Origin of the sequence: Streptococcus equinus (assembly GCF_049393805.1) — a bacterium.
Lineage (GTDB): Bacteria > Bacillota > Bacilli > Lactobacillales > Streptococcaceae > Streptococcus > Streptococcus equinus.
Genome location: NZ_CP185763.1, coordinates 596,290 through 615,297 on the forward strand (window position 1 = coordinate 596,290; position 19,008 = coordinate 615,297).

The 19,008-nt window shown below is 37.6% G+C and carries 21 protein-coding genes; 2 read left to right on the top strand and 19 right to left on the bottom strand.

Features of this window, described 5'->3' with window-relative positions:
• Positions 1-75 precede the first annotated feature (75 nt).
• Together ACN0NP_RS02900 and sstT are read right to left on the bottom strand one after the other, a co-directional pair.
• Positions 76-624 carry an ECF-type riboflavin transporter substrate-binding protein gene (locus ACN0NP_RS02900; RefSeq protein WP_423217524.1) on the bottom strand — a complete coding sequence of 183 codons (549 nt, stop codon included), beginning with the start codon at positions 622-624 and terminating at the stop codon, positions 76-78.
• 199 nt (positions 625-823) lie between these two features.
• The gene (gene sstT / locus ACN0NP_RS02905) at positions 824-2,047 is read right to left on the bottom strand and encodes a serine/threonine transporter SstT (RefSeq protein WP_134775584.1); all 1,224 of its coding nucleotides are present in this window, start codon (positions 2,045-2,047) and stop codon (positions 824-826) included.
• A 319-nt stretch (positions 2,048-2,366) separates the two neighbouring features.
• Here sstT and brnQ point away from each other — a divergent pair, with 319 nt between their 5' ends.
• Positions 2,367-3,740, top strand: a complete 1,374-nt coding sequence (gene brnQ / locus ACN0NP_RS02910; protein WP_074566840.1) for a branched-chain amino acid transport system II carrier protein — start codon at positions 2,367-2,369, stop codon at positions 3,738-3,740.
• A gap of 47 nt (positions 3,741-3,787) precedes the next feature.
• Here the strand turns inward: brnQ and ACN0NP_RS02915 are convergent, their stop codons facing one another.
• Positions 3,788-4,417, bottom strand: a complete 630-nt coding sequence (locus tag ACN0NP_RS02915; RefSeq protein WP_423217525.1) for an NAD(P)-dependent oxidoreductase — start codon at positions 4,415-4,417, stop codon at positions 3,788-3,790.
• A gap of 176 nt (positions 4,418-4,593) precedes the next feature.
• Here ACN0NP_RS02915 and ACN0NP_RS02920 point away from each other — a divergent pair, with 176 nt between their 5' ends.
• A complete protein-coding gene (locus tag ACN0NP_RS02920; RefSeq protein WP_094140132.1) occupies positions 4,594-5,040 on the top strand; it encodes an Rrf2 family transcriptional regulator in 447 nt (148 codons plus the stop codon).
• A gap of 37 nt (positions 5,041-5,077) precedes the next feature.
• Here the strand turns inward: ACN0NP_RS02920 and ACN0NP_RS02925 are convergent, their stop codons facing one another.
• The 16 genes from ACN0NP_RS02925 to yhbY form a co-directional block, all read right to left on the bottom strand.
• On the bottom strand, positions 5,078-5,770 hold the full coding sequence (locus ACN0NP_RS02925) for a methionine ABC transporter permease (RefSeq protein ID WP_004233068.1): 693 nt from the start codon (positions 5,768-5,770) through the stop codon (positions 5,078-5,080).
• The gene (locus ACN0NP_RS02930) at positions 5,771-6,835 is read right to left on the bottom strand and encodes a methionine ABC transporter ATP-binding protein (RefSeq protein ID WP_021143024.1); all 1,065 of its coding nucleotides are present in this window, start codon (positions 6,833-6,835) and stop codon (positions 5,771-5,773) included. It lies immediately after the preceding gene.
• 185 nt (positions 6,836-7,020) lie between these two features.
• Positions 7,021-7,905 (bottom strand): MetQ/NlpA family ABC transporter substrate-binding protein, encoded by an 885-nt coding sequence (locus tag ACN0NP_RS02935; RefSeq protein WP_243602771.1) that lies wholly within the window; start codon positions 7,903-7,905, stop codon positions 7,021-7,023.
• 109 nt (positions 7,906-8,014) lie between these two features.
• A complete protein-coding gene (locus ACN0NP_RS02940) occupies positions 8,015-8,854 on the bottom strand; it encodes an amino acid ABC transporter substrate-binding protein (RefSeq protein WP_074533529.1) in 840 nt (279 codons plus the stop codon).
• Between the two features lie 105 nt (positions 8,855-8,959).
• Positions 8,960-10,105, bottom strand: coding sequence for an amidohydrolase (locus tag ACN0NP_RS02945; protein WP_287968718.1), 1,146 nt, complete (start codon positions 10,103-10,105; stop codon positions 8,960-8,962).
• Positions 10,102-10,899 (bottom strand): transporter substrate-binding domain-containing protein, encoded by a 798-nt coding sequence (locus ACN0NP_RS02950; protein WP_287181020.1) that lies wholly within the window; start codon positions 10,897-10,899, stop codon positions 10,102-10,104. Before ACN0NP_RS02950 ends, ACN0NP_RS02945 begins: the two co-directional genes overlap by 4 nt.
• A 24-nt stretch (positions 10,900-10,923) precedes the next feature.
• Positions 10,924-11,610: a gamma-glutamyl-gamma-aminobutyrate hydrolase family protein gene (locus ACN0NP_RS02955; RefSeq protein ID WP_303189537.1), complete on the bottom strand. Its 687-nt coding sequence runs from the start codon at positions 11,608-11,610 to the stop codon at positions 10,924-10,926.
• 152 nt (positions 11,611-11,762) lie between these two features.
• Positions 11,763-12,479 carry a YebC/PmpR family DNA-binding transcriptional regulator gene (locus ACN0NP_RS02960; protein ID WP_024343611.1) on the bottom strand — a complete coding sequence of 239 codons (717 nt, stop codon included), beginning with the start codon at positions 12,477-12,479 and terminating at the stop codon, positions 11,763-11,765.
• A gap of 185 nt (positions 12,480-12,664) precedes the next feature.
• On the bottom strand, positions 12,665-14,389 hold the full coding sequence (locus tag ACN0NP_RS02965; protein ID WP_423217526.1) for a DUF262 domain-containing protein: 1,725 nt from the start codon (positions 14,387-14,389) through the stop codon (positions 12,665-12,667).
• A 145-nt stretch (positions 14,390-14,534) separates the two neighbouring features.
• Positions 14,535-15,629 carry a nucleotidyltransferase gene (locus ACN0NP_RS02970; RefSeq protein WP_423217527.1) on the bottom strand — a complete coding sequence of 365 codons (1,095 nt, stop codon included), beginning with the start codon at positions 15,627-15,629 and terminating at the stop codon, positions 14,535-14,537.
• A 27-nt stretch (positions 15,630-15,656) separates the two neighbouring features.
• Positions 15,657-16,394: a class I SAM-dependent DNA methyltransferase gene (locus ACN0NP_RS02975; protein ID WP_423217528.1), complete on the bottom strand. Its 738-nt coding sequence runs from the start codon at positions 16,392-16,394 to the stop codon at positions 15,657-15,659.
• Between the two features lie 55 nt (positions 16,395-16,449).
• A complete protein-coding gene (gene rsfS / locus ACN0NP_RS02980) occupies positions 16,450-16,803 on the bottom strand; it encodes a ribosome silencing factor (protein WP_013852201.1) in 354 nt (117 codons plus the stop codon).
• Complete coding sequence (locus ACN0NP_RS02985) at positions 16,800-17,318, bottom strand: cysteine hydrolase family protein (protein WP_423217529.1); 519 nt, start codon at positions 17,316-17,318, stop codon at positions 16,800-16,802. The genes rsfS and ACN0NP_RS02985 overlap by 4 nt, the downstream gene beginning before the upstream one ends.
• Entirely contained in the window at positions 17,315-17,914 is a 600-nt protein-coding gene (yqeK, locus tag ACN0NP_RS02990; protein WP_039696357.1) for a bis(5'-nucleosyl)-tetraphosphatase (symmetrical) YqeK, read from the bottom strand. Before yqeK ends, ACN0NP_RS02985 begins: the two co-directional genes overlap by 4 nt.
• Complete coding sequence (locus ACN0NP_RS02995; RefSeq protein WP_006532948.1) at positions 17,904-18,542, bottom strand: nicotinate-nucleotide adenylyltransferase; 639 nt, start codon at positions 18,540-18,542, stop codon at positions 17,904-17,906. Before ACN0NP_RS02995 ends, yqeK begins: the two co-directional genes overlap by 11 nt.
• Before the next feature lie 66 nt (positions 18,543-18,608).
• Positions 18,609-18,923, bottom strand: coding sequence for a ribosome assembly RNA-binding protein YhbY (gene yhbY / locus ACN0NP_RS03000; protein WP_039696356.1), 315 nt, complete (start codon positions 18,921-18,923; stop codon positions 18,609-18,611).
• Positions 18,924-19,008 lie beyond the last annotated feature (85 nt).

The window sequence follows — 19,008 nt, forward strand, 5'->3', positions numbered from 1 at the left end:
CTACTCCTTAAAAAACAGCTCGAAAACGAGCTGAAATAATACTAGAATGTAAATTATCGCAGTTAAGATTAACCCTTAATCTTTTGTCAAACTGCCTGATTGTGTGCGTGTTTTTGTATAAACCGCTAAAAGCAAAGAACCACCTATGACAATCGTCAAACTATTAATCACAGCTGACAAAATTCCTTGTGTGAATACCTTGCTAGCTGGTTCACTGTAAACTAAAATATCGCCATATGGTGCAATAACAGCCCATCCAATAATGTTAGCCAAGATTTGAGCACCGTTAAACCAAGCGTAATCTTTTCCAGTCAATTGACCTTTTTCAATATTAATCTTTTTAGATACCAATCCGATAGCTAGTCCAATAAGTCCACTCACAAAAACCCAAGTCCACCATGGTGAACCATATTGAAGTGCATCCTTCAAAGCATGACCGATAAATCCTGAAAAGAAACCAACCGTTGGACCATAAACCACAGCAAACAAAGCTAAAACAGCATACTGCAGTTGCAGATTTGTATTTGGAATAGGGGTTGGAATGTTAACCAATGTCCCAATAATGATAAACAGCGCAGCTCCGATACCTGTTGCTACGACAGTCTTGATAGAATTATTCTTCACAACTTGTTCTCCTTTAATAACTTTCTTATCTATTTTCTAAGTAAAATACTTTAAAATTCTTACCTTTATGCCGTCTTATTTTACCATAAATGAGACATATTTTAAAGATGATTATTCTTTGAACCAGCCATAAAAACGTTTTATGCAAGTCTAAGTTTTAAAGTAATGAAAAATAGCCGAGCACTGCTCAGCTATTTTTTTAATTTTTAACTTTTTTCTTTTTACTCCAAACAGATTTTTCAGCAACCGCTGTAAAGAGAACATCTGTTGAAGAGTTAAGTGCTGTTTCACATGAATCTTGAACAACACCGACGATAAATCCAACGCCGACAACTTGCATTGCTAGGTCATTTGAAATACCAAACAAGCTACATGCCACAGGAACTAAAAGAAGTGACCCTCCAGTAACCCCTGAAGCTCCGCAGGCTGACACAGCTGATAAGACACTTAGCAAGAATGCTGTTGGAAAATCAACATGAATACCAAGTGTATTAACCGCAGCAAGCGTCAAGACGTTGATTGTGATGGCAGCACCACCCATATTGATAGTTGCTCCAAGTGGAATTGATACTTTATAAGTATCTTCATCCAAACCTAAGTCTTCACAAAGTTTCATGTTAACTGGAATGTTAGCAGCTGAACTTCGTGTAAAGAAAGCTGTCAAACCAGAATCTTTCAAGCAACGGAAAACCAATGGGTATGGATTTTTACGCATGAAGATAAACGCAATAAATGGATTAACGACCAAGGCTACAAAAAACATTGTCCCAACAAGAGCTAAAATCAAGAAACCGTAGTTTGCTAAAATCTTAACCCCATTGTCTGAGATTGTTTTAAAGACAAGACCTAAGATACCAAATGGCGCTAAATTAATAATCCAACGAACCACTTGTGAAGTAACTTCTGCCATTGTTTGTAACATGTCTTTAGTTGTTTTATTAGAATTTCTAAAAGCAAGTCCAAAGATAACTGCCCAAGTTAAGACACCGATATAGTTAGCTGAACCCAAAGCATTAATTGGGTTATCAACCATTTTTAATAAAAGACTGTGGAAAACTTGCCCAACTCCTTCAGGAGATGACAATTTTGGTTGCGTGGCAGTATCCAAGGTGAGAGTAATTGGGAAAAGGTAGTTAACCACAACTGCAACTAAGGCAGCTGCTAAGGTCCCAACAAGATAAAGTCCAATAATCGTTGACATATTGGTCTTTTGTCCCTTTTCATTTTGTGACAATGCACTAGCAACCAAAACAAAGACAAGTAATGGCGCTACCGCTTTAAGCCCACCAACAAATAAATCACCTAAAATACCAATTCCTGATAATTTAGGAACTGTCATTCCTAAAATAAATCCAAGAATAACACCAATGATGATTCGTTTGATTAGGCTAGTTCTATTCCAAACACTAATAAATCGTTTCATGGTAGCTCCTCAAAAAAATAATTAACGATTTTAATCATAATATAAAAGAAGCACTTCGTCAAACCAACGAAGGCGTTTTTCGACTTTTGGTAGCGCTTAAAGCACGGAATTTCTCAATTTTTTGAAAATTTTGTGATTTTTTCTAACATCGCTAAGCCCCGCCATATCAGGCTTAAGCAACTTTTTCAAAAAAATTCAGTATTTTTCTTCTATTGACGAGTGTTTTGGAGTTCGATATAATATTTTTCATGGAATTTTGTAAAATGAGAAAAATCGTCTCAGCAAAATATTATATCGTATGTTTATTAGGAGGACATTAATGAAACCCGTAAAAAACATTTATATTATCATAGGTTTCATGCTATTTGCTCTATTCTTTGGAGCTGGTAATCTCATCTATCCAGCATTTTTAGGAATTTACTCTGGAAGTAACTTGGCTCTTGCCATTCTTGGTTTCTGTTTAACTGGTGTTACACTTCCTCTGTTAGGGGTTGTAGCTGTTGCTTATTCAGGAGCTAGTGATATTGAAGATTTCGCACGTCCAGTCTCACGTCAATATGCTTTACTATTTTCAATCGCACTTTACTTGTCAATTGGTCCATTCTTTGCCATCCCAAGAACTGGTGCGACATCATTTTCAATCGGTATTCAACCTATCTTTGGTGACAATATTATTGCAAAAGTCATTTACGGTTTAATTTTCTTTGGAATTTCTTATATCTTGGCTATCAAGCCAAATAAAATCGCTGACCGTATTGGTAAATATTTAACACCATCTCTTTTGATTATCATTGCTATTTTAGTTATCGCATCATTTGTTAAACCTGCTGGTGACATCGGACCAGCTTACAACGCTGCTAGCGATATCAGCAACGCATTCAAAGACGTTCCGTTTGTTGCTGGACTTATTCAAGGTTATGGTACGATGGATGCTCTTGCTTCACTTGCCTTCGCCATTATCGTTATCGATGCCAGCAAATCGCATGGTGCAAAAGAACAATCTGAAATCGCTGCTTTAACATTCAAATCTGGATTAATTGCCACTGCACTTCTTGCTCTTATCTACATCTTCGTTGGTCGTATCGGAGCATCTTCACAAAATCTATTTGATTTCACTAACGGACACTTCATGTTCAAGGGTGACCCAATCGATGGTGGTAATATTCTCGGACAAGCTGCTCACTTCTATCTTGGAAGCATCGGACAAATTATTCTAGCTGCAGCTATTTTCCTTGCATGTCTAACAACATCAACTGGATTAATCACTGCTTGTGCTGAATACTTCCACAAATTACAACCAAAAGTTTCTCACGTTACTTGGGCAACTGTCTTTACTTTGATTGCTCTATTCTTCTACTTCGGTGGTCTAACTGACCTCATCAAATGGTCACTTCCAGTACTTTACTTGTTATACCCACTGACAGTCGTTATTATCCTACTTTCTTTACTAGCGAAATTCTTTGAAAAAGATCGTATCGTTTATCAACTGACAATTGCTTTCACAGCTATCCCAGCACTTTACGATGCCATCTCAACGCTTGCTAAACAAACTGGACTTTTCCACTTGCCAGCAGGTTTTGTAAACTTCTTTAGCAACATCGTTCCACTTGGTCAATTCTCAATGGAATGGATTAGCTTTGCAGTTGTAGGATTTATCGTGGGATTCATCTTACATAAAGTTAAAAAAGCTTAAACAACACTAAAAAAAGTCAAACTCACTAGAGCTTGACTTTTTTTATACTATTTACCAAGTAAACTAATTCGTTCCTGAATGTGTTTCGCATTTTCGATTTCATCAACAAGACCAATGGCGTAATCTGCGTAGCTGATGACACTTTCACCTTTATCATTTGTAGTAAATTCCTCACCAGCAAGAATGTACTCACCTGTACGTTTTCCATCAGCTCGAAAATCTGCCGCCGGGCTGACAAATGTCCATCTCACATCGTTACGCTCACGAATTTCAGCTAGTGATTGGCGTTGCGCATTAGCCAAGGGTTTGAAAACATCAGGAAATTCTGGTGTGTCAACCAATTGTACGGTATGCTCAGGATTAACATAAAGACTCCCTGCACCACCAACAATCATCAAGCGTGCATCTGTTTCTGATAGCAAATCTGCTAAATGTTTTTGTGAATCACTGTGAAGATGAAGTTGATCTTCTGTCCAAGCGCCAAAAGCGTCCACGACCACATCAAAGCCAGCCAAATCTTCTTTAGTTAAGTCAAATAAGTCTTTTTCGATAACTTTTTGAGCTTTTGATTTATTAGAACTACGAACAACTGCTGTGACATCATGTCCACGATTAAGTGCTTCTTCGACGATTAATTGACCCGCTTTACCATTTGCGGCAACTACTGCAATTTTCATAATAATTCCTCCAAAAAATAATCCTCGCGTTGTAACTGTTTTTATTACAACCACATCTATAGTATAGCCTCCTTCGGATGTAATGTCAACAGTTACAACTCAAAAAGCTGTAATTTTTTTTATTACAACAAAAATATGCTATAATGAACTTGATTAAACTGCCACAAGGAGAAACGATGCCTTACTCTACACGATTAGCAACTTCTGTTCATATTCTATTAGCTATTTATCATTTTGAAAATAAAGAAAAAGTAACCTCTAACTTTCTAGCCAACAGCATCCAGACTAATCCTGTTATCGTTCGAAATTTATTAGGAAAATTACAGAAAGCTGAACTAGTAAAGGTAGAAGCTGGTGTTGGTGGAGCACACCTGACAAAAACACCTCAAGAAATAACTTTTTGGGATATTTTCCAAGCAGTCGAGGATAAAAATAAACCTATTTTCAAGGCAAATGACGATACAAATCCAAATTGCCCTGTTGGTCGAGTGGTCAATTCTGTCTTACAACCACGCATCAACAAAATTCAAGAAGACTTTCAATTATCACTCAAAGCTACTACTCTTGCAAGTCTTATTACTGATATGGATGATAAAATATCAAAAAATGAACAAAAAGCCTGAGGCTAATCTCAGGCTTTTAGTAATTTATATAATACTTTTATTTATGGCTCAATTTCTTAGTCAAGAAGTCTCCGATAAATTGGATGACAAAAACCAAAATCAAGATGCATAATGTTGCAACGATTGTGACATCAGTTGCTGAGCGGTTATAACCATAATAAATAGCGATGTAACCAAGACCTCCGGCACCGATTGCACCAGCCATAGCTGTTTCACCGATAAGTGAAATCAGTGTCACAGTTGATACGCGGATAAGCTCAGGCAATCCTTCACTTAGGTAAATCTTGATAATATCCCAAAGAGTCGCTCCAGAAGCCTGTGCTGCTTCAATGACACCCTTGTCCATCTCAGAAAAGACAACTTGAACTTGACGAGCATAGAAGGCAAATGTCGCTGCTGACAAAGGAATCAAAGCAGCTGTTTTACCAAGGTTAGTCCCTACAATCGCGTAAGTGAATCCTTTTAAAATCGCAAGCAAGATGATAAATGGAATGGCACGAACAATTGAAGTAAAGATGTCAAGAACTTTGAAACCAAATCGATTGCTTAGGACACCATTTGGACCAGTTAATACCAAGAACAAGCCCATAACAAGACCTAAAATCCCACCAATCACAAATGACCATCCTGTCATATAAATCGTTGCTGAAAAGGCATCTGACCAAGAATTTGTCCCTTCCCAGCCGATACGGTAAACATCAGGCAAATTTGTAGAAATCCATTCAATCATTTAGGCACCTCGTTTCAATACTGTTAATTCGATTCCAGCAGCAAGAATTGCTTCTTGTGCTCCAGCAAGTGCATCAGCCTCACCAGATAAGACAACAATCATTTCACCAACAGGCGTGTCATCCAAAATTTCGATATTACCGTAAAGAATATTCGCTGTGACTTCGAATTGTTTGTAAATTTGGTTCAAAATTGGTTCATCTGTTGATGTTCCAGCGTATTTCAATTGGACAAGCAAGTCATCTTTTGGAAGATTTTGCACGATTGCTTGTTTTTCGATTTTAACCAAAGCATCTTCAATTCCTGTTGCTGTTTTGATGAATTCTTGCGTTAAAGGTTCTTTTGGATTTGAGAAAATGTCTAAAACAGAACCTTCTTCAATCAAATGACCATTTTGCATAACAGCCACACGATGACAAATATCTTTAACGATTTGCATTTCGTGGGTAATCATAACCACTGTCAAACCAAGTTTTTGGTTTAATTCTTGCAACAAAGCCAAAATTTGCTTAGTTGTTTTAGGGTCAAGGGCTGATGTTGATTCATCAGAAATCAAAATTTCTGGGTCATTGGCAAGAGCACGCGCAATCGCCACACGTTGTTTTTGACCCCCTGACAGTTGTGATGGGTAGTTTTCAGCTCGGTCAGCCAAGCCTACCAATTCCAACAAATCAGCAACTTTCTTGTCTTTTTCTTCTTTACTCAATTTTGAATGGCGAAGAGCAAAGGCAACATTTTGACGTGCTGTTCTTTGTGCCATCAAGTTAAAGTGTTGGAAAATCATTCCAATTTTTTGACGTTTTTGACGAAGGGCAGCACCTTTCAATTGCACTTTTCCATCCGCAAACGTCACATCTTCACCAATCGTGATTTTTCCTGCTGTTGGGGCTTGAAGCAAGTTAATCGTACGTACTAACGTTGATTTACCAGCACCAGAATACCCAACAATACCATAAATATCACCTTTATTAATCGCAATCGAAACGTCCTTTACAGCTTCGATGACGCGTTTTTTCTGGTGAAAAGTAATATCGATATGCTCTAAATTAATAATCGGTTTTGTCATAACTCTTACTCAACTCCTCAATCATTACAATCTAATCTTTTTCCTAACGAACTATTCTCTCTAAGTTAAAAGATTTTTCAAAACTTTCCAACTTAATATTCTACCATATTGTGATAAAATTTAAAGCACTTTCATAATCCCTATAATAGAAAATTGGCGTGCCTTGACACGCCAGATTCTCCTAATTAGTCTTTATCGCTTGATGAAACTTTTGCGCCATCCCAAGCTGGAATATCAACACCATCAGTTGCATCTTGGATAACTTTTCCGACTTCATCAGTTTGGTAAACTGAAATCAAAGTCTTGATTGCTTTAGCTTTTTTAGATTTTTTCCAATCTTTTTGAGCTGCAATAACGTTGACCCATTGGTCTGAGTTATCATCAACAGCTTCTTTGTAAAGAGTTGTGTCATAATCAACATCTGCTGATTGAGCATATGAGTTATTAACAACTGCAGCATCTACTGATGACAATGTTGAAGCGGTTTGAGCTGCATCAACTTCTTTGATGTCCAAATCTTTAGGATTTGATGAAATGTTTTTAATTGTTGCCAATTCATCACCAGAAACATCAAGTTTAATCAAACCAGCTGATTGAAGAAGGTAAAGCGCACGACTTTCGTTTGAAGCATCATTTGGAATTGAAATTGTCGCTTTATCTGGTAGATCTTTGACATCTTTGTACTTAGCGTCATCCCCTGTTGTGCCTGAGAATAGGCGGATTGGACTAAGAAGTGTGTCAGCTGCTTCTACCAAAGTTCCTTTATTTTCTGAATTCCAGTTGTTCAAGAAATATTTGTGTTGGAAAGCATTGACGTCAACTTCACCATTTTGAAGAGCTTCGTTTGGTTGGTTGTAATCAGTGAATTCAACCAACTCGATGTCAACACCCTTGTCTTTAGCCAATTCTTTAACCTTATCCCAAAGTGGTTCAGTTGCATCATCCAAAGTCATGATACCAACTTTTAGTGTTGAATCATCAGAAGTTGATTTTGAACCGCCACATGCTGCCAACAAGACAGTCGATGCAATCGCTACACTAGCTACTCCAAGTAATTTTTTCAATTTCATATCTATGTTCCTCTTTTCATTTAACTCGTGATTTAATTCTATCCTATTTGGTTATAGGTTTCAAATTGTTAAAAACAGGGTTTAGTTATAGTTTTAAACTATAACAGACTTATTTTTCCGATGGAATTTTCAAATCAGTCGCCGCTGGTGTATAATCTCCACCAAGATATTTTTGAGCTAAATCTGACAAAGTGCCATCTTTTTGCAAAGCTTTCAAACGTTTATTGACGTAGGTTTGCAAGTCTTTTTGGTCTTGTCCCAAAATGAAGTAAATGAATGGCTGTTCATCTGATTTTAATTCAATTGTCTTCAAATTATCCAAATTTTGATTCTTGATAATGGTATTAACCGTTGGGGCATCAAAAATCTTGAAATCAAATTTACCTTCGTTCAAGTTTGTCAAAACTTGAGTGATATTTTCATTAGTGTAGTTGAGTTCAACTTGCTTGCTACTGTTTTCAGTATTATATTTTTCCAACTGAGCAGCCGTTGTTGTTCCTTGGACAACCTGCGTAGAATGTCCTGCAATGTCATCATAAGATGTGATATCAGAGTCCTTTGAGACCACTAAAACAGACGGTGTTGAGCCAATCGGATAAGAATAAAGGTATTTAGCTGAACGTTCTTTTGTGTAGCTAATGTTATTTCCGCCAAGCTGATATTTTCCAGAATCAAGGCCTGTGAAAATAGATGACCACTCTGTCTTCTTGAAAGTCACTTTGTACTTGTCTGAATCTTTGAAAACAGCTTTTGCCACCTCGATATCATATCCTGTTAATTTTCCATCATCTTCGTATGAAAATGGAGCTGTCGTTCCAACCGTCGCAAACGTAACCTCTTCCTTACCTGAAGATGATTTTGCAGAATTGCTCGACGAGCAAGCCGCAAGAAGGGCTGTTGAGGCGATAGCCAGTCCTGTTATACCTAGCAATTTCTTTAATGCTGTCATGTCATTTCCTACCTTCTTTAAGAGTTGTTAACATCTTAACATCAGATAGTCTTCTGGACAAATACTTAAATTCTATCACCGCGATAAAGAAATCTTATCACCCAGCTAGTCTTTATCCTTCGCAAAATAATCAAGCAAGTAAATGGCATTTTCAACAAAATATTGCACAGCTGTTTCGAGTGCTTCGTCTTTGACCGTAAAAGTATCTTGGTGAAGCCCTGCCGCATTTTCATCGCCATTACTTCCAATCAAAGCAAAAACACCTGGAATCTTCTCTTGATAAGCCGCAAAGTCCTCACCAATGGTCAGAGGTTCAACTTCTAAAACCTTGGCAAATCGCTCAGAATTTTTAGCAATTAAAGGGGTTAACTCTTCATCATTAAAAGTTAATGTCGGCGTTTTGCCCCATTCAATCGATACTTGAGCCGCAAATTGGTCTGCTGTATTTTCGATAATTTTAGTGAATGACTCACGCAAATGCTGACGTGTCTCCGCAGAAAATGAGCGCATTGTCCCTTCAAAATAACCTGATTCTGGCATGACATTCCACGCGCTGCCCACATCAATGTGTGTCACTGACAAGACTGCAGGCTCAAAAGGCGATACCGTACGGCTGACAATCGCCTGAAGATTATTGACAATAGTTGTAATGGCTAAGACCGTATCTGTCCCAAAATCTGGACGCGCAGCATGCCCGCTCACACCACTAACAGTGACTTTAAACTTATCGACCGCTGCCATGATAGCTTTTGAGCGAAGCCCGATTTCTCCAGGTTTCAAATGAGGATAATTGTGGTAGCCAATAATAGCTGAAACATCCTTAAGACCGCCATTTTCAATCACTTGATAGGCACCAACTGACACTTCTTCTGCTGGCTGAAAAATCAAGCGGACAGTTCCTTTTAGCTGCTCTTCTTTTGCTTTTAAAATCTCAGCAGCGCCTAAAAGACTAGTCTGGTGAAAATCATGCCCACAAGCGTGCATAGCACCATTCTTGCTTGCATAATCAAAAGTATTTCGCTCCACAATTGGAAGAGCATCAATATCTGCTCGCAAAGCTACAACGGGCTTACCTTGACCAATCTCTGCGATAAAACCTGTCGGCAAATCCGTCTCAAGAATCCGAATACCAAGTTTTGAAATATAGTCTTTCAAAAAAGCTGTTGTCTCGAATTCTTTTTCAGAAATTTCTGGGTGTGCGTGAATCTGGTGACGAACTTTTGCTAATTTTTCATAAAAATCTCTTGTCATTTTGCTTCCTCTATCGCTTGCTTATCTGGTAAGTAACTACCACCTAAATATTTTTGACTTAACGTCTCTAAGACACCCTTATCATAAAGTTTTTTCACTGCTTTATCAAATTTTAACTTCAACTTCTTGCTGTCACTTGAGAAAATAATATAATTATTTGGATTGTCATCTGTTTTTAAATCAATAACAGTCAAGTCGAGTTTCTTTTGCTTGATAATCGTCTCAACGGAAATTTTGTCAAAAATTAAATAATCAAATTCGCCGCTGTCCAAATCGAGCAATCGTTTTGTGACGTCTTCGCCAGAATATTCAATTTTTGATGGTGAATCGCTGTGCTTCTTATTCCAATCATCGACAAATTTTGCTGTTGATGTTCCCGTATCATCTTGGGTGACCTTACCAGCAATATCATCAAGTGACTTAATGTCAGAACCATCCTTAGTGACTAGCACCAGCGGATTTTTGGCAATTGGTACAGAATAAAGATATTTGCTTGCACGTTCTTTCGTGTAAGACAGATTATTGGCAGCCACTTGATAAATATCACTATCTAAGCCAACAAAAATAGAATCCCAAGCTGTCTTTTTAAAAGTAAACTCATAACCGTCAATGTATTTACTGGCTTGATTGATAACTTCGATGTCATATCCTGTTAAATTACCTTTTTTATCTTGATAAGAAAAAGGCTTAATATCTCCTGCTGTCGCTACAACAGCTTTATGCTCAGCTGCTTCAACATTAACTGCCAGACCTGTACTCAATAGTAGTGCTAATCCTAATAAACTTTTCTTCATCATACTTCTAATCTCCTATACTCACTAAAGCTGCTCAACTAAATAGCTAAAAATCCTACGACTCTCTGCTTTTTCTAAAAGCAATTCTGGGTGCCATTGAAAGCCTAAAATCGGTGCGCCATCTTTGCTCTCATAGGCTTCGATTGTCCCATCACGCGGGTCACGCGCTGTCGCAATCAAACTAGGCGCCAACTCTTTCACACTTTGCTGGTGGAATGAATTGACCCAAGAACCTGTCGAAAGGAGCTTGCTGACGCGGCTGTCAGGCAAAATTTCCACCTTTTGAGACGTCCCAGAAAATTCCTCTTGCCAGTGATGCTCAACATTTTGATTCAAAGTACCACCCAAAGCGACATTTAGCAGCTGCATGCCACGGCAGACTGCAAAAATCGGTTTATTTTGCTTAAGAGCCTCATTTATCAAAGCAAGCTCGAACTCATCACGCTCCAAACTGTAATTATCACTATCAATGGTTTTACTTTCACCATAAAATTTTGGAGTAACATTTTGACCGCCTGATAAGATTAACTTATCAATCATGCTAATGTAATCTTTAGCCAAATCTGGGCTCCCCACTGGAATGATAATTGGAAGACCGCCAGCTTCTTTGACGCCATCAGACAAACGCCGTGAAACCACATCATAGGGCAAACCAGACCGTGCAGGAAGTTCTTTGATATTTCCCGAAATGCCAACAACAACTTTCTCCATAGGAAGACCTCACTTTCAGTATAATTAAGCTATATTGTAAAACAAATGCGACTTGATTGCCAATAGTTATTTTTTATCAAGGAGATAGGTTGAAACTATAACAAAAAGCACCCAGCCTTTCGGCTGAGCACTTCTCTCACTATAATATCAGATTAGAAATCAGATACGTTGTGGTAAACTTTTTGAACGTCTTCGTCATCTTCAAGAGCGTCAACAAGTTTTTCAAATGTTTCAAGGTCTTCACCTTCAAGAGTTACTTCTGATTGAGGAATCATTTCAAGTTCAGTAACTTTGAATTCTTCGATGCCGTTAGCACGCAAAGCTTCGATACCTTTGTGAAGGTCAGTTGGAGCTGTGTAGACAGTTACTACTCCATCTTCTGCTTCAACATCTTCAACATCAACATCAGCTTCTAGCAATTGTTCAAAAATGCTGTCTGCATCGTCACCATCAAAGACAATAACACCTTTTTTGTCGAACATGTAAGAAACTGAACCAGATGCTCCCATGTTACCACCGTTTTTACCAAATGCAGTACGCAAGTTAGCAGCAGTACGGTTAACGTTACTTGTCAAAGTATCAACGATAATCATTGAACCGTTTGGTCCAAATCCTTCGTAACGACCTTCAACGAAAGTTTCGTCTGTATTACCTTTTGCTTTATCGATAGCGCGGTCGATAACGTGTTTTGGTACTTGCGCTTGTTTTGCACGTTCAAGTACAAATTTCAAAGCTGAGTTTGATTCTGGATCTGGTTCACCTTTTTTAGCAGCAACATAGATTTCAACACCAAATTTAGCGTAAACTTTTGAGTTAGCACCATCTTTGGCAGTTTTTTTGGCAACAATATTGGCCCACTTACGTCCCATGGGTATTCTCCTTTGTAAAGATTATTATTTGTTTTAGCATAATTAATGATTGGCTACAAAATAGCCAAATATCAAACTACTGAACTAGCAAAAGCTAAATTCGTAATCCTTCTTATTATAGCACTTTGACAAGGCTGTGTAAAATGAGGAGACGGGAATAATAGCAAAACTATTTAAACTAACCATTAAGAAACCATCGCATCATAAATTCTATTTCCAATCACTTCAGCTCTTTCCCTTATATTTTCTCCGCTAAAACTAGCACCGTATTTTTCTAAGAATTGTTTTACAGAATAATAATCAGATTCATTATAATTATTGCACTTATCACTTACTGTTTTTGAATCAGCTTCCCTGTTAATTTCTTCTTCCAATATTAATAAATTGCCAATATTATTTTTTGCTATATCGTTGCTGCTTTCAGGTATAATATGTTCTATTGATCCTCCAATTTTATTATACTTACCTGTTTTGTGCAGAATTTCCTCATATTTTCTTATACTATATCTAGAAATAAGATTATTTAAAGTTTCTTTGTGTGTTTTCGGCTTCTTAACATAAGACAATTTTATAAATGCGTCAATAAATGTATCTTTAGGAGGCAACATTTCTCTAAAATCTTCAATAAACTCTTCTAGAGTTGTATTAATCTGTTTTCTGCCATTACCTTTTCTCAATTCTCTAGCATATTTTCCATATTTATTTTCTAGCTTATTGTTTCTTTCTTTGCAAACACCATTATGAATATAATGGAATTCTTCAATGAATTGTATAGACTTCTTCAATTGTTTAAATTTCATATTACCTAGCATATACTGTTCATATAAAGCAAGTAAAAATATTCTAGCCTGTGTTATATTAAATACTTTATTTATATTATTCAAGAAATCCTTAATTTCTTCAAAATCCCCCATAGAAATTGAATGTCCATCAAACATCTCGAACTGTGGTTCAATTAAAAACATATAATTTTTAGAACTATCTCTCAATTTTTTTAAGAAATTAAAATATTCATTTTGGTCTATAGTTGTTAAAAATTTTTTATACAAATCATCCTTTTTACTTTGACTATAATTAGAAATCCAAAAATGTCTGTAAAAAACATCGATACCAATGCTTCCTTTGTTTACGTTATTTTTAATTTGTCCCCACAACTCTTTAGCTTGATCCAGAGGAACTTGTTTATCCTCAACTGAAAAAATTTGATTTTTTATCAAATCTAATGCAAATAGCTTTTGCCCTTTTGAATTAATATTTTCAAAGATTACATTAACGTCTTCCTCTGTGGGAGAACTTATATAAATCATTTCGCTGCTAATTAACTGATCTCTTAAGAGTTTAATAACCTCAATTTTTTCAATAGCTGCCTCACTTGATGCTCTAGATATAACATTAGCAAGCTCTTGCATAAAAAATTCGTAGGCTTTTAATATTCTATACTCTTCACTTCCATCATACAAATCTTCTGATACAATTCCAAATTGTTTCCTACTTTGGATTTTTTCATCAAAATAAGGTGAAGCAGTTAAGTTCTCTAATACTTTATATTCATCACCATTATCATCTTCACCTATAACATACCTCCAAATATTATTGGAGATTTTATCATATTCTTTTGCTAAATCAGATAAAACTGACAAAAAGATAGTAAATGTTGTAAGGCGTTGCTGACCATCAACTATTTGCAAAGGAAATTTATGATGAACCATATCTCCTACCAATATTACTGTACCAAAAAAATAGTTCGATGTTTTTCTTTCTACAAAATTAATATTGTTAACTATGTCATTGAGAAAATCTTTTAGCTGTGACTGCTCCCATGAATATTCCCGCTGATATCTAGGAATTGTATATTTTCTTCCTACTGATAATAAATCTTTAATTGTAATTTTTTCTGCACTAAATTTCATAAAGCATAAAAACCTCCTAAATATTAAATTCATTATATCACAACAATAAAAATAAATTTTTAAAATCTTATACTTTAAACAATAGCTATTAATATATTGTAAAAGTCCACCTTATCTGATGACTTTTATGTCGTATTGTAACCGCTTACTTCTTTGTTATCACTGGAACTTTTCCCCAGTTTTGCTCTTGAATCTGTGGATTTCCAAGCTGATAGACTTGGTCAGCTTGTTGCGTCACCGCATCCCACGGTTTTGCACCGATTCGAGCGACAATATCCACAGACTTTTTCACCGTTTTAAGGTGTTTTTGCCCTTTTTCGGTAAATCCAAGCACATGTACCGCTTCTGGCAATGGTTTTTCCACAGCTCCGACCAAGATGTAAGTCAAAATGCGACGGATTCGAGCCTTCGTGTAGCGCTTCGTGGCAACTTTATCCACTAACTCGTCCACAGTCGCTACGCTCCTAATAGCAGAGCGAATACGGCTAGCTAGTTCTTCATTAACTTGGAAAATCCCCGTCAAATCAGCATTTGTCAGGATTTGATATTTAAGCAAAGGGAGATAATCATCCCAAGTCACCTGAGAGGCGTTGAGGAAAAGATCCGCATTTGGCATGAATTTATCCACAAAATCTTTGTCTTGTCTGTGGATACGCAGATTTGTCGCGGAAGCAAAAGCCACATCGGTGTCTAGTGAGTGATAACCAGCTCCCTGACGCATGATTGGGCTAAGCTTGATTGATTTTCCTGCGCAAGCTTTGGCATACGAAAGCCCTAAAATATGATTTGGCGTATTTCCAGTAAAGTTCACACCAGCAAAAGTCTCCCACATTTTCTGCGTTTTCTGTGGATAAGACAGATTATCTGGCAAACTTTGCAAGTAATCCACCATTTTCTGTTGATTATCCGCATAAATCTGTGAAAAGTGTTGATAATCCAGATTTTCTTCCGTGCCAAAAGCCAAGTTATCCACACCAAGACGTTCTAAAATGTCCACCGCACCTTGAGCAAAGTAGTCAGCTGACTGAACCGCCACCAAAAATGGTAGCTCAACCACCAAATCAGCCCCGCATTTCAGAGCCATTTCCGCGCGCGTCCATTTGTCCACAACCGCAGGCTCACCACGTTGGACAAAATTGCCCGACATAGCAACGATTTTGACACCGTCAGCCTGCGACAACAAATACTCATGCCCATTGTGAAAAGGATTAAACTCAGCAACGATACCAGTGATAGTCATGTTGTGCTCCTTAGAGAAATTTCTCCCCTACTTCTGGCACACAAAGAACCAGCGTTCTGATTTTTTGCGTGGTTTTTTGTCTTCGAAATCAGCGTAGAGTTTGAATGATTTGAAGCCTGCTTGTTCCAAGAGAATGTCGTAAGTCAAGACTTCGTAAGTGCGTTCTTCGTGGACTTCATCGTAGCGTGTGAAGCGTCCGTCTTCGTCTTGCAAAAAGAAAGTCAATTCGTGGACAACTGAGTGCGGTGCGTCATCAGCGTACGTGTCCCAGACCATGGCAAATTCTTCTGCATTTTCGTGGTAAGAATAGCCAGGAAAGACAGTATCAGTTTTGTAAGTTGAGTGCACGTCAAAGATGAAGACACCACCGTCATTTAAGCTATCGTAGACTTGTTTGAAAACATCACCGACTTCGACTTCATCAGCCATGTAGCAAATAGAATCTGAATAGCATGTCACCAAATCGTATTTACCAGCTTGCGACAAATCAAGCATGTTACCTTGTTTGAATTCGATAGCTTCACCTGCTGCTTCTGAGCGTTTTCTCGCGATTTCAAGCATGTCTTCACTCAAATCTAGCCCAGTCACGTCAAAGCCAGCTTTAGCAAAACGTACTGACTGAATCCCAGTTCCACAGGCTAATTCCAAGAGTTTTTTCTTATCTTTTGGAAAATGGCGGAGCGAAAAGTCTGTCCATTTGTCATAAAGGCTGTCGTCCATGATAGCATCATAAACCGCTGCAAATTTCTCGTAGTTTTTGTTCATTTTCGTTTCTCTTCAAGTTTCAAAAACCTTGCCAAATGGCAAGGTAAGATTATCCTTAAGCAAGGTATTCTGACACGTCAACCATAGGTGCTTCGTGCCACAATTTTTCGATGTTGTAGTGTTCGCGTTCGTCTTCTGAGAAGATGTGAACAACAACGTCGTTAAGGTCAAGTAGTACCCAACCAGTACGGCTATCACCTTCAGCGTGACTAGCATCTCCACCTGCTTCTTTTACCTTTTCACGGATATTTTCAGCAATAGCGTCCAGTTGACGTGTGTTCATAGCGCTCACGACTACAAAATAATCAGTCACACTAGTCAATCCGTAAAGGTCCAAAACGACCATATCTTCTGCACGTTTCTCATCAGCTGCTTTCACAACAACAGCTAAAAGTTCTTCTTTAGTCAATATAAATCCTCTTTCAATATTTCTTCTATCGTCTTTACCTTGGCAAATCGATTATGCCAAATAGCTTCGTAATGTTTTTGTAGTTGCTTTGCTGTCAGGAAATCACTATCAAAAGTAGTCGTTCCATTCTTAGGAATAGTCACTTGATACCCTAGTTCAAATGCTACCTTAACAGTCGTATCAATACAGTAATCAGTTGCCATTCCGATAATCACTAAATGATTAAATGCTTGGCTAGCCAGATATTCTTGTAGTGAGGTTTCTTTAAAAGCACTATTATATTGCTTATCAAAGATTTTTTCTCCCGCTTTCGGAGCAACACCGTCGTAGATTTCCCAGCCATGACTACCAAAAACTAATTCTTCGTCATGATGTCGAACATAGATGACTTCAACACCTTTTTCACGACAACTTGTTATTAATTGCTGCCAAATAGACAGGCACTCCTGCATTTGATAAGGTACATTTTCAATCAAATCATTTTGAATATCTACGACTAACAAAGCAGTTTTCATTTATCAGACCTCATATACCCCACATACGCATTATAAGTTTCAATGGTTTGTGGGAAGATTGGAAAGGCTTGGTGTGCAAGGTGCTCAACGGTATGAACCGTTTCATAAGCCACTGCCTTATCAAGCGATTCTTTAGCAATCACACGCGCTTCTTCCACCAATGGGAAACGGCGACCTGGCTCGATGTAATCAGCTACATAGATAATTTTATCAAGCAGTGACATGTCACCTGAACCAACGGTATGTGTTTCAATACTACGCAAGATTTCCTTATCAGTGACACCCAAATCTTCTTGAATCTTATAAATGCCGACCATGCCATGCCAGACATTATTTCCCCATTTTTTGAGTTCTGGATTGAGCTGATGCTTATCAATCAAATCCAAAAATTCTTGATCAGAAAGTTCTTTAGCGTAATCATGAATTAAGCCAGCAAGTCCAGCTTTTTCAGTATCACAACCATAACGCTCAGCTAGTTCAATAGCAGCTTTTTCCACACCAAGAACATGTTTGAAACGCTTCTCGCTCATAACAGCTGATACTTTATCTAAAAGCTCAGCACGTTCAATTCCCGCGGTGTATGTCTCATAGGTCACGGTAAAGTCCTTCTTTCTCAATGTAGTCGATAACAGCTGGTGGCGTCAAGAAGTTTGGACGACAACCAATTTCAAAATGATGACGAACTAAACTTGATGAGATGTCCATCATTGGCACATCTACCCAGATGACAGGATATGATGTTCCAGCCTTATATTTAGGACGTTGAACACCAACGAATTGAACCATTTTAATCAATTCATCAATCTTATACCATTTTGGAAGGTAATCAACCATATCAGCACCGATAATGAAATAATAATCCACATCTGGATTTTTTTCGATTAAAAGTTTCATGGTATCGTAAGTGTAGCTGATACCTTTACGCTCTAATTCGATTGTTTCAATATCCAGACCTTCAACACCCTCAATTGCTAACTCAAGCATTTTCAAGCGGTGTTTTTCATCAATCGTTTCTTTTTTATCAAGATGTGGTGGCTCATATTCGGGCATAAGAAGAACTTTGTCCAAACACAATTGTTGGCGAACTTGATCAGCAACCACGAGATGAGCATTGTGGACAGGGTTAAAATTGCCGCCCAAAATACCAATTTGCTTACGATTTTTATCTTTTTCTTTTTTCTCCAGTTCCACTTTGGTAAATGGAGTAACTAATTCTAATGCCATACGACTACCTCCGAGCTAGGTATTACCTACCAAGCTCATTCAACTACATTGCCCGTTAAAAACAGACTATTTATTCAATTCTTTTACTTTTGGTGAGATTTTACGGTTTTGTTTTTTAGATGATTCTTTGTAAAGAATGATGATACGTCCGATTTTAAGGACAGTATCGCAACCAATCTCATCTTCCAAGATTTCAGCCACTTCATGGATGTCTTCATCAGTATTTTGAAGAAGAGTGACTTTAATTAATTCACGCGCATCCAATGCATTGCGGACGCTTGTTTTAATTTGGTCGTTAAGACCATTTTTACCAATTTGAACAATTGGTTTCATTGAGTGTGCTTGTGATTTCAAAAAAGCACGTTGTTTTGATGTTAACATATCTATAACTCTGAGGGCATTCTCAAAAGCAGATGTCACTAGATAGTCATCTGATTGCTAGCCCAGGCTCAAATCAAGTAAAATT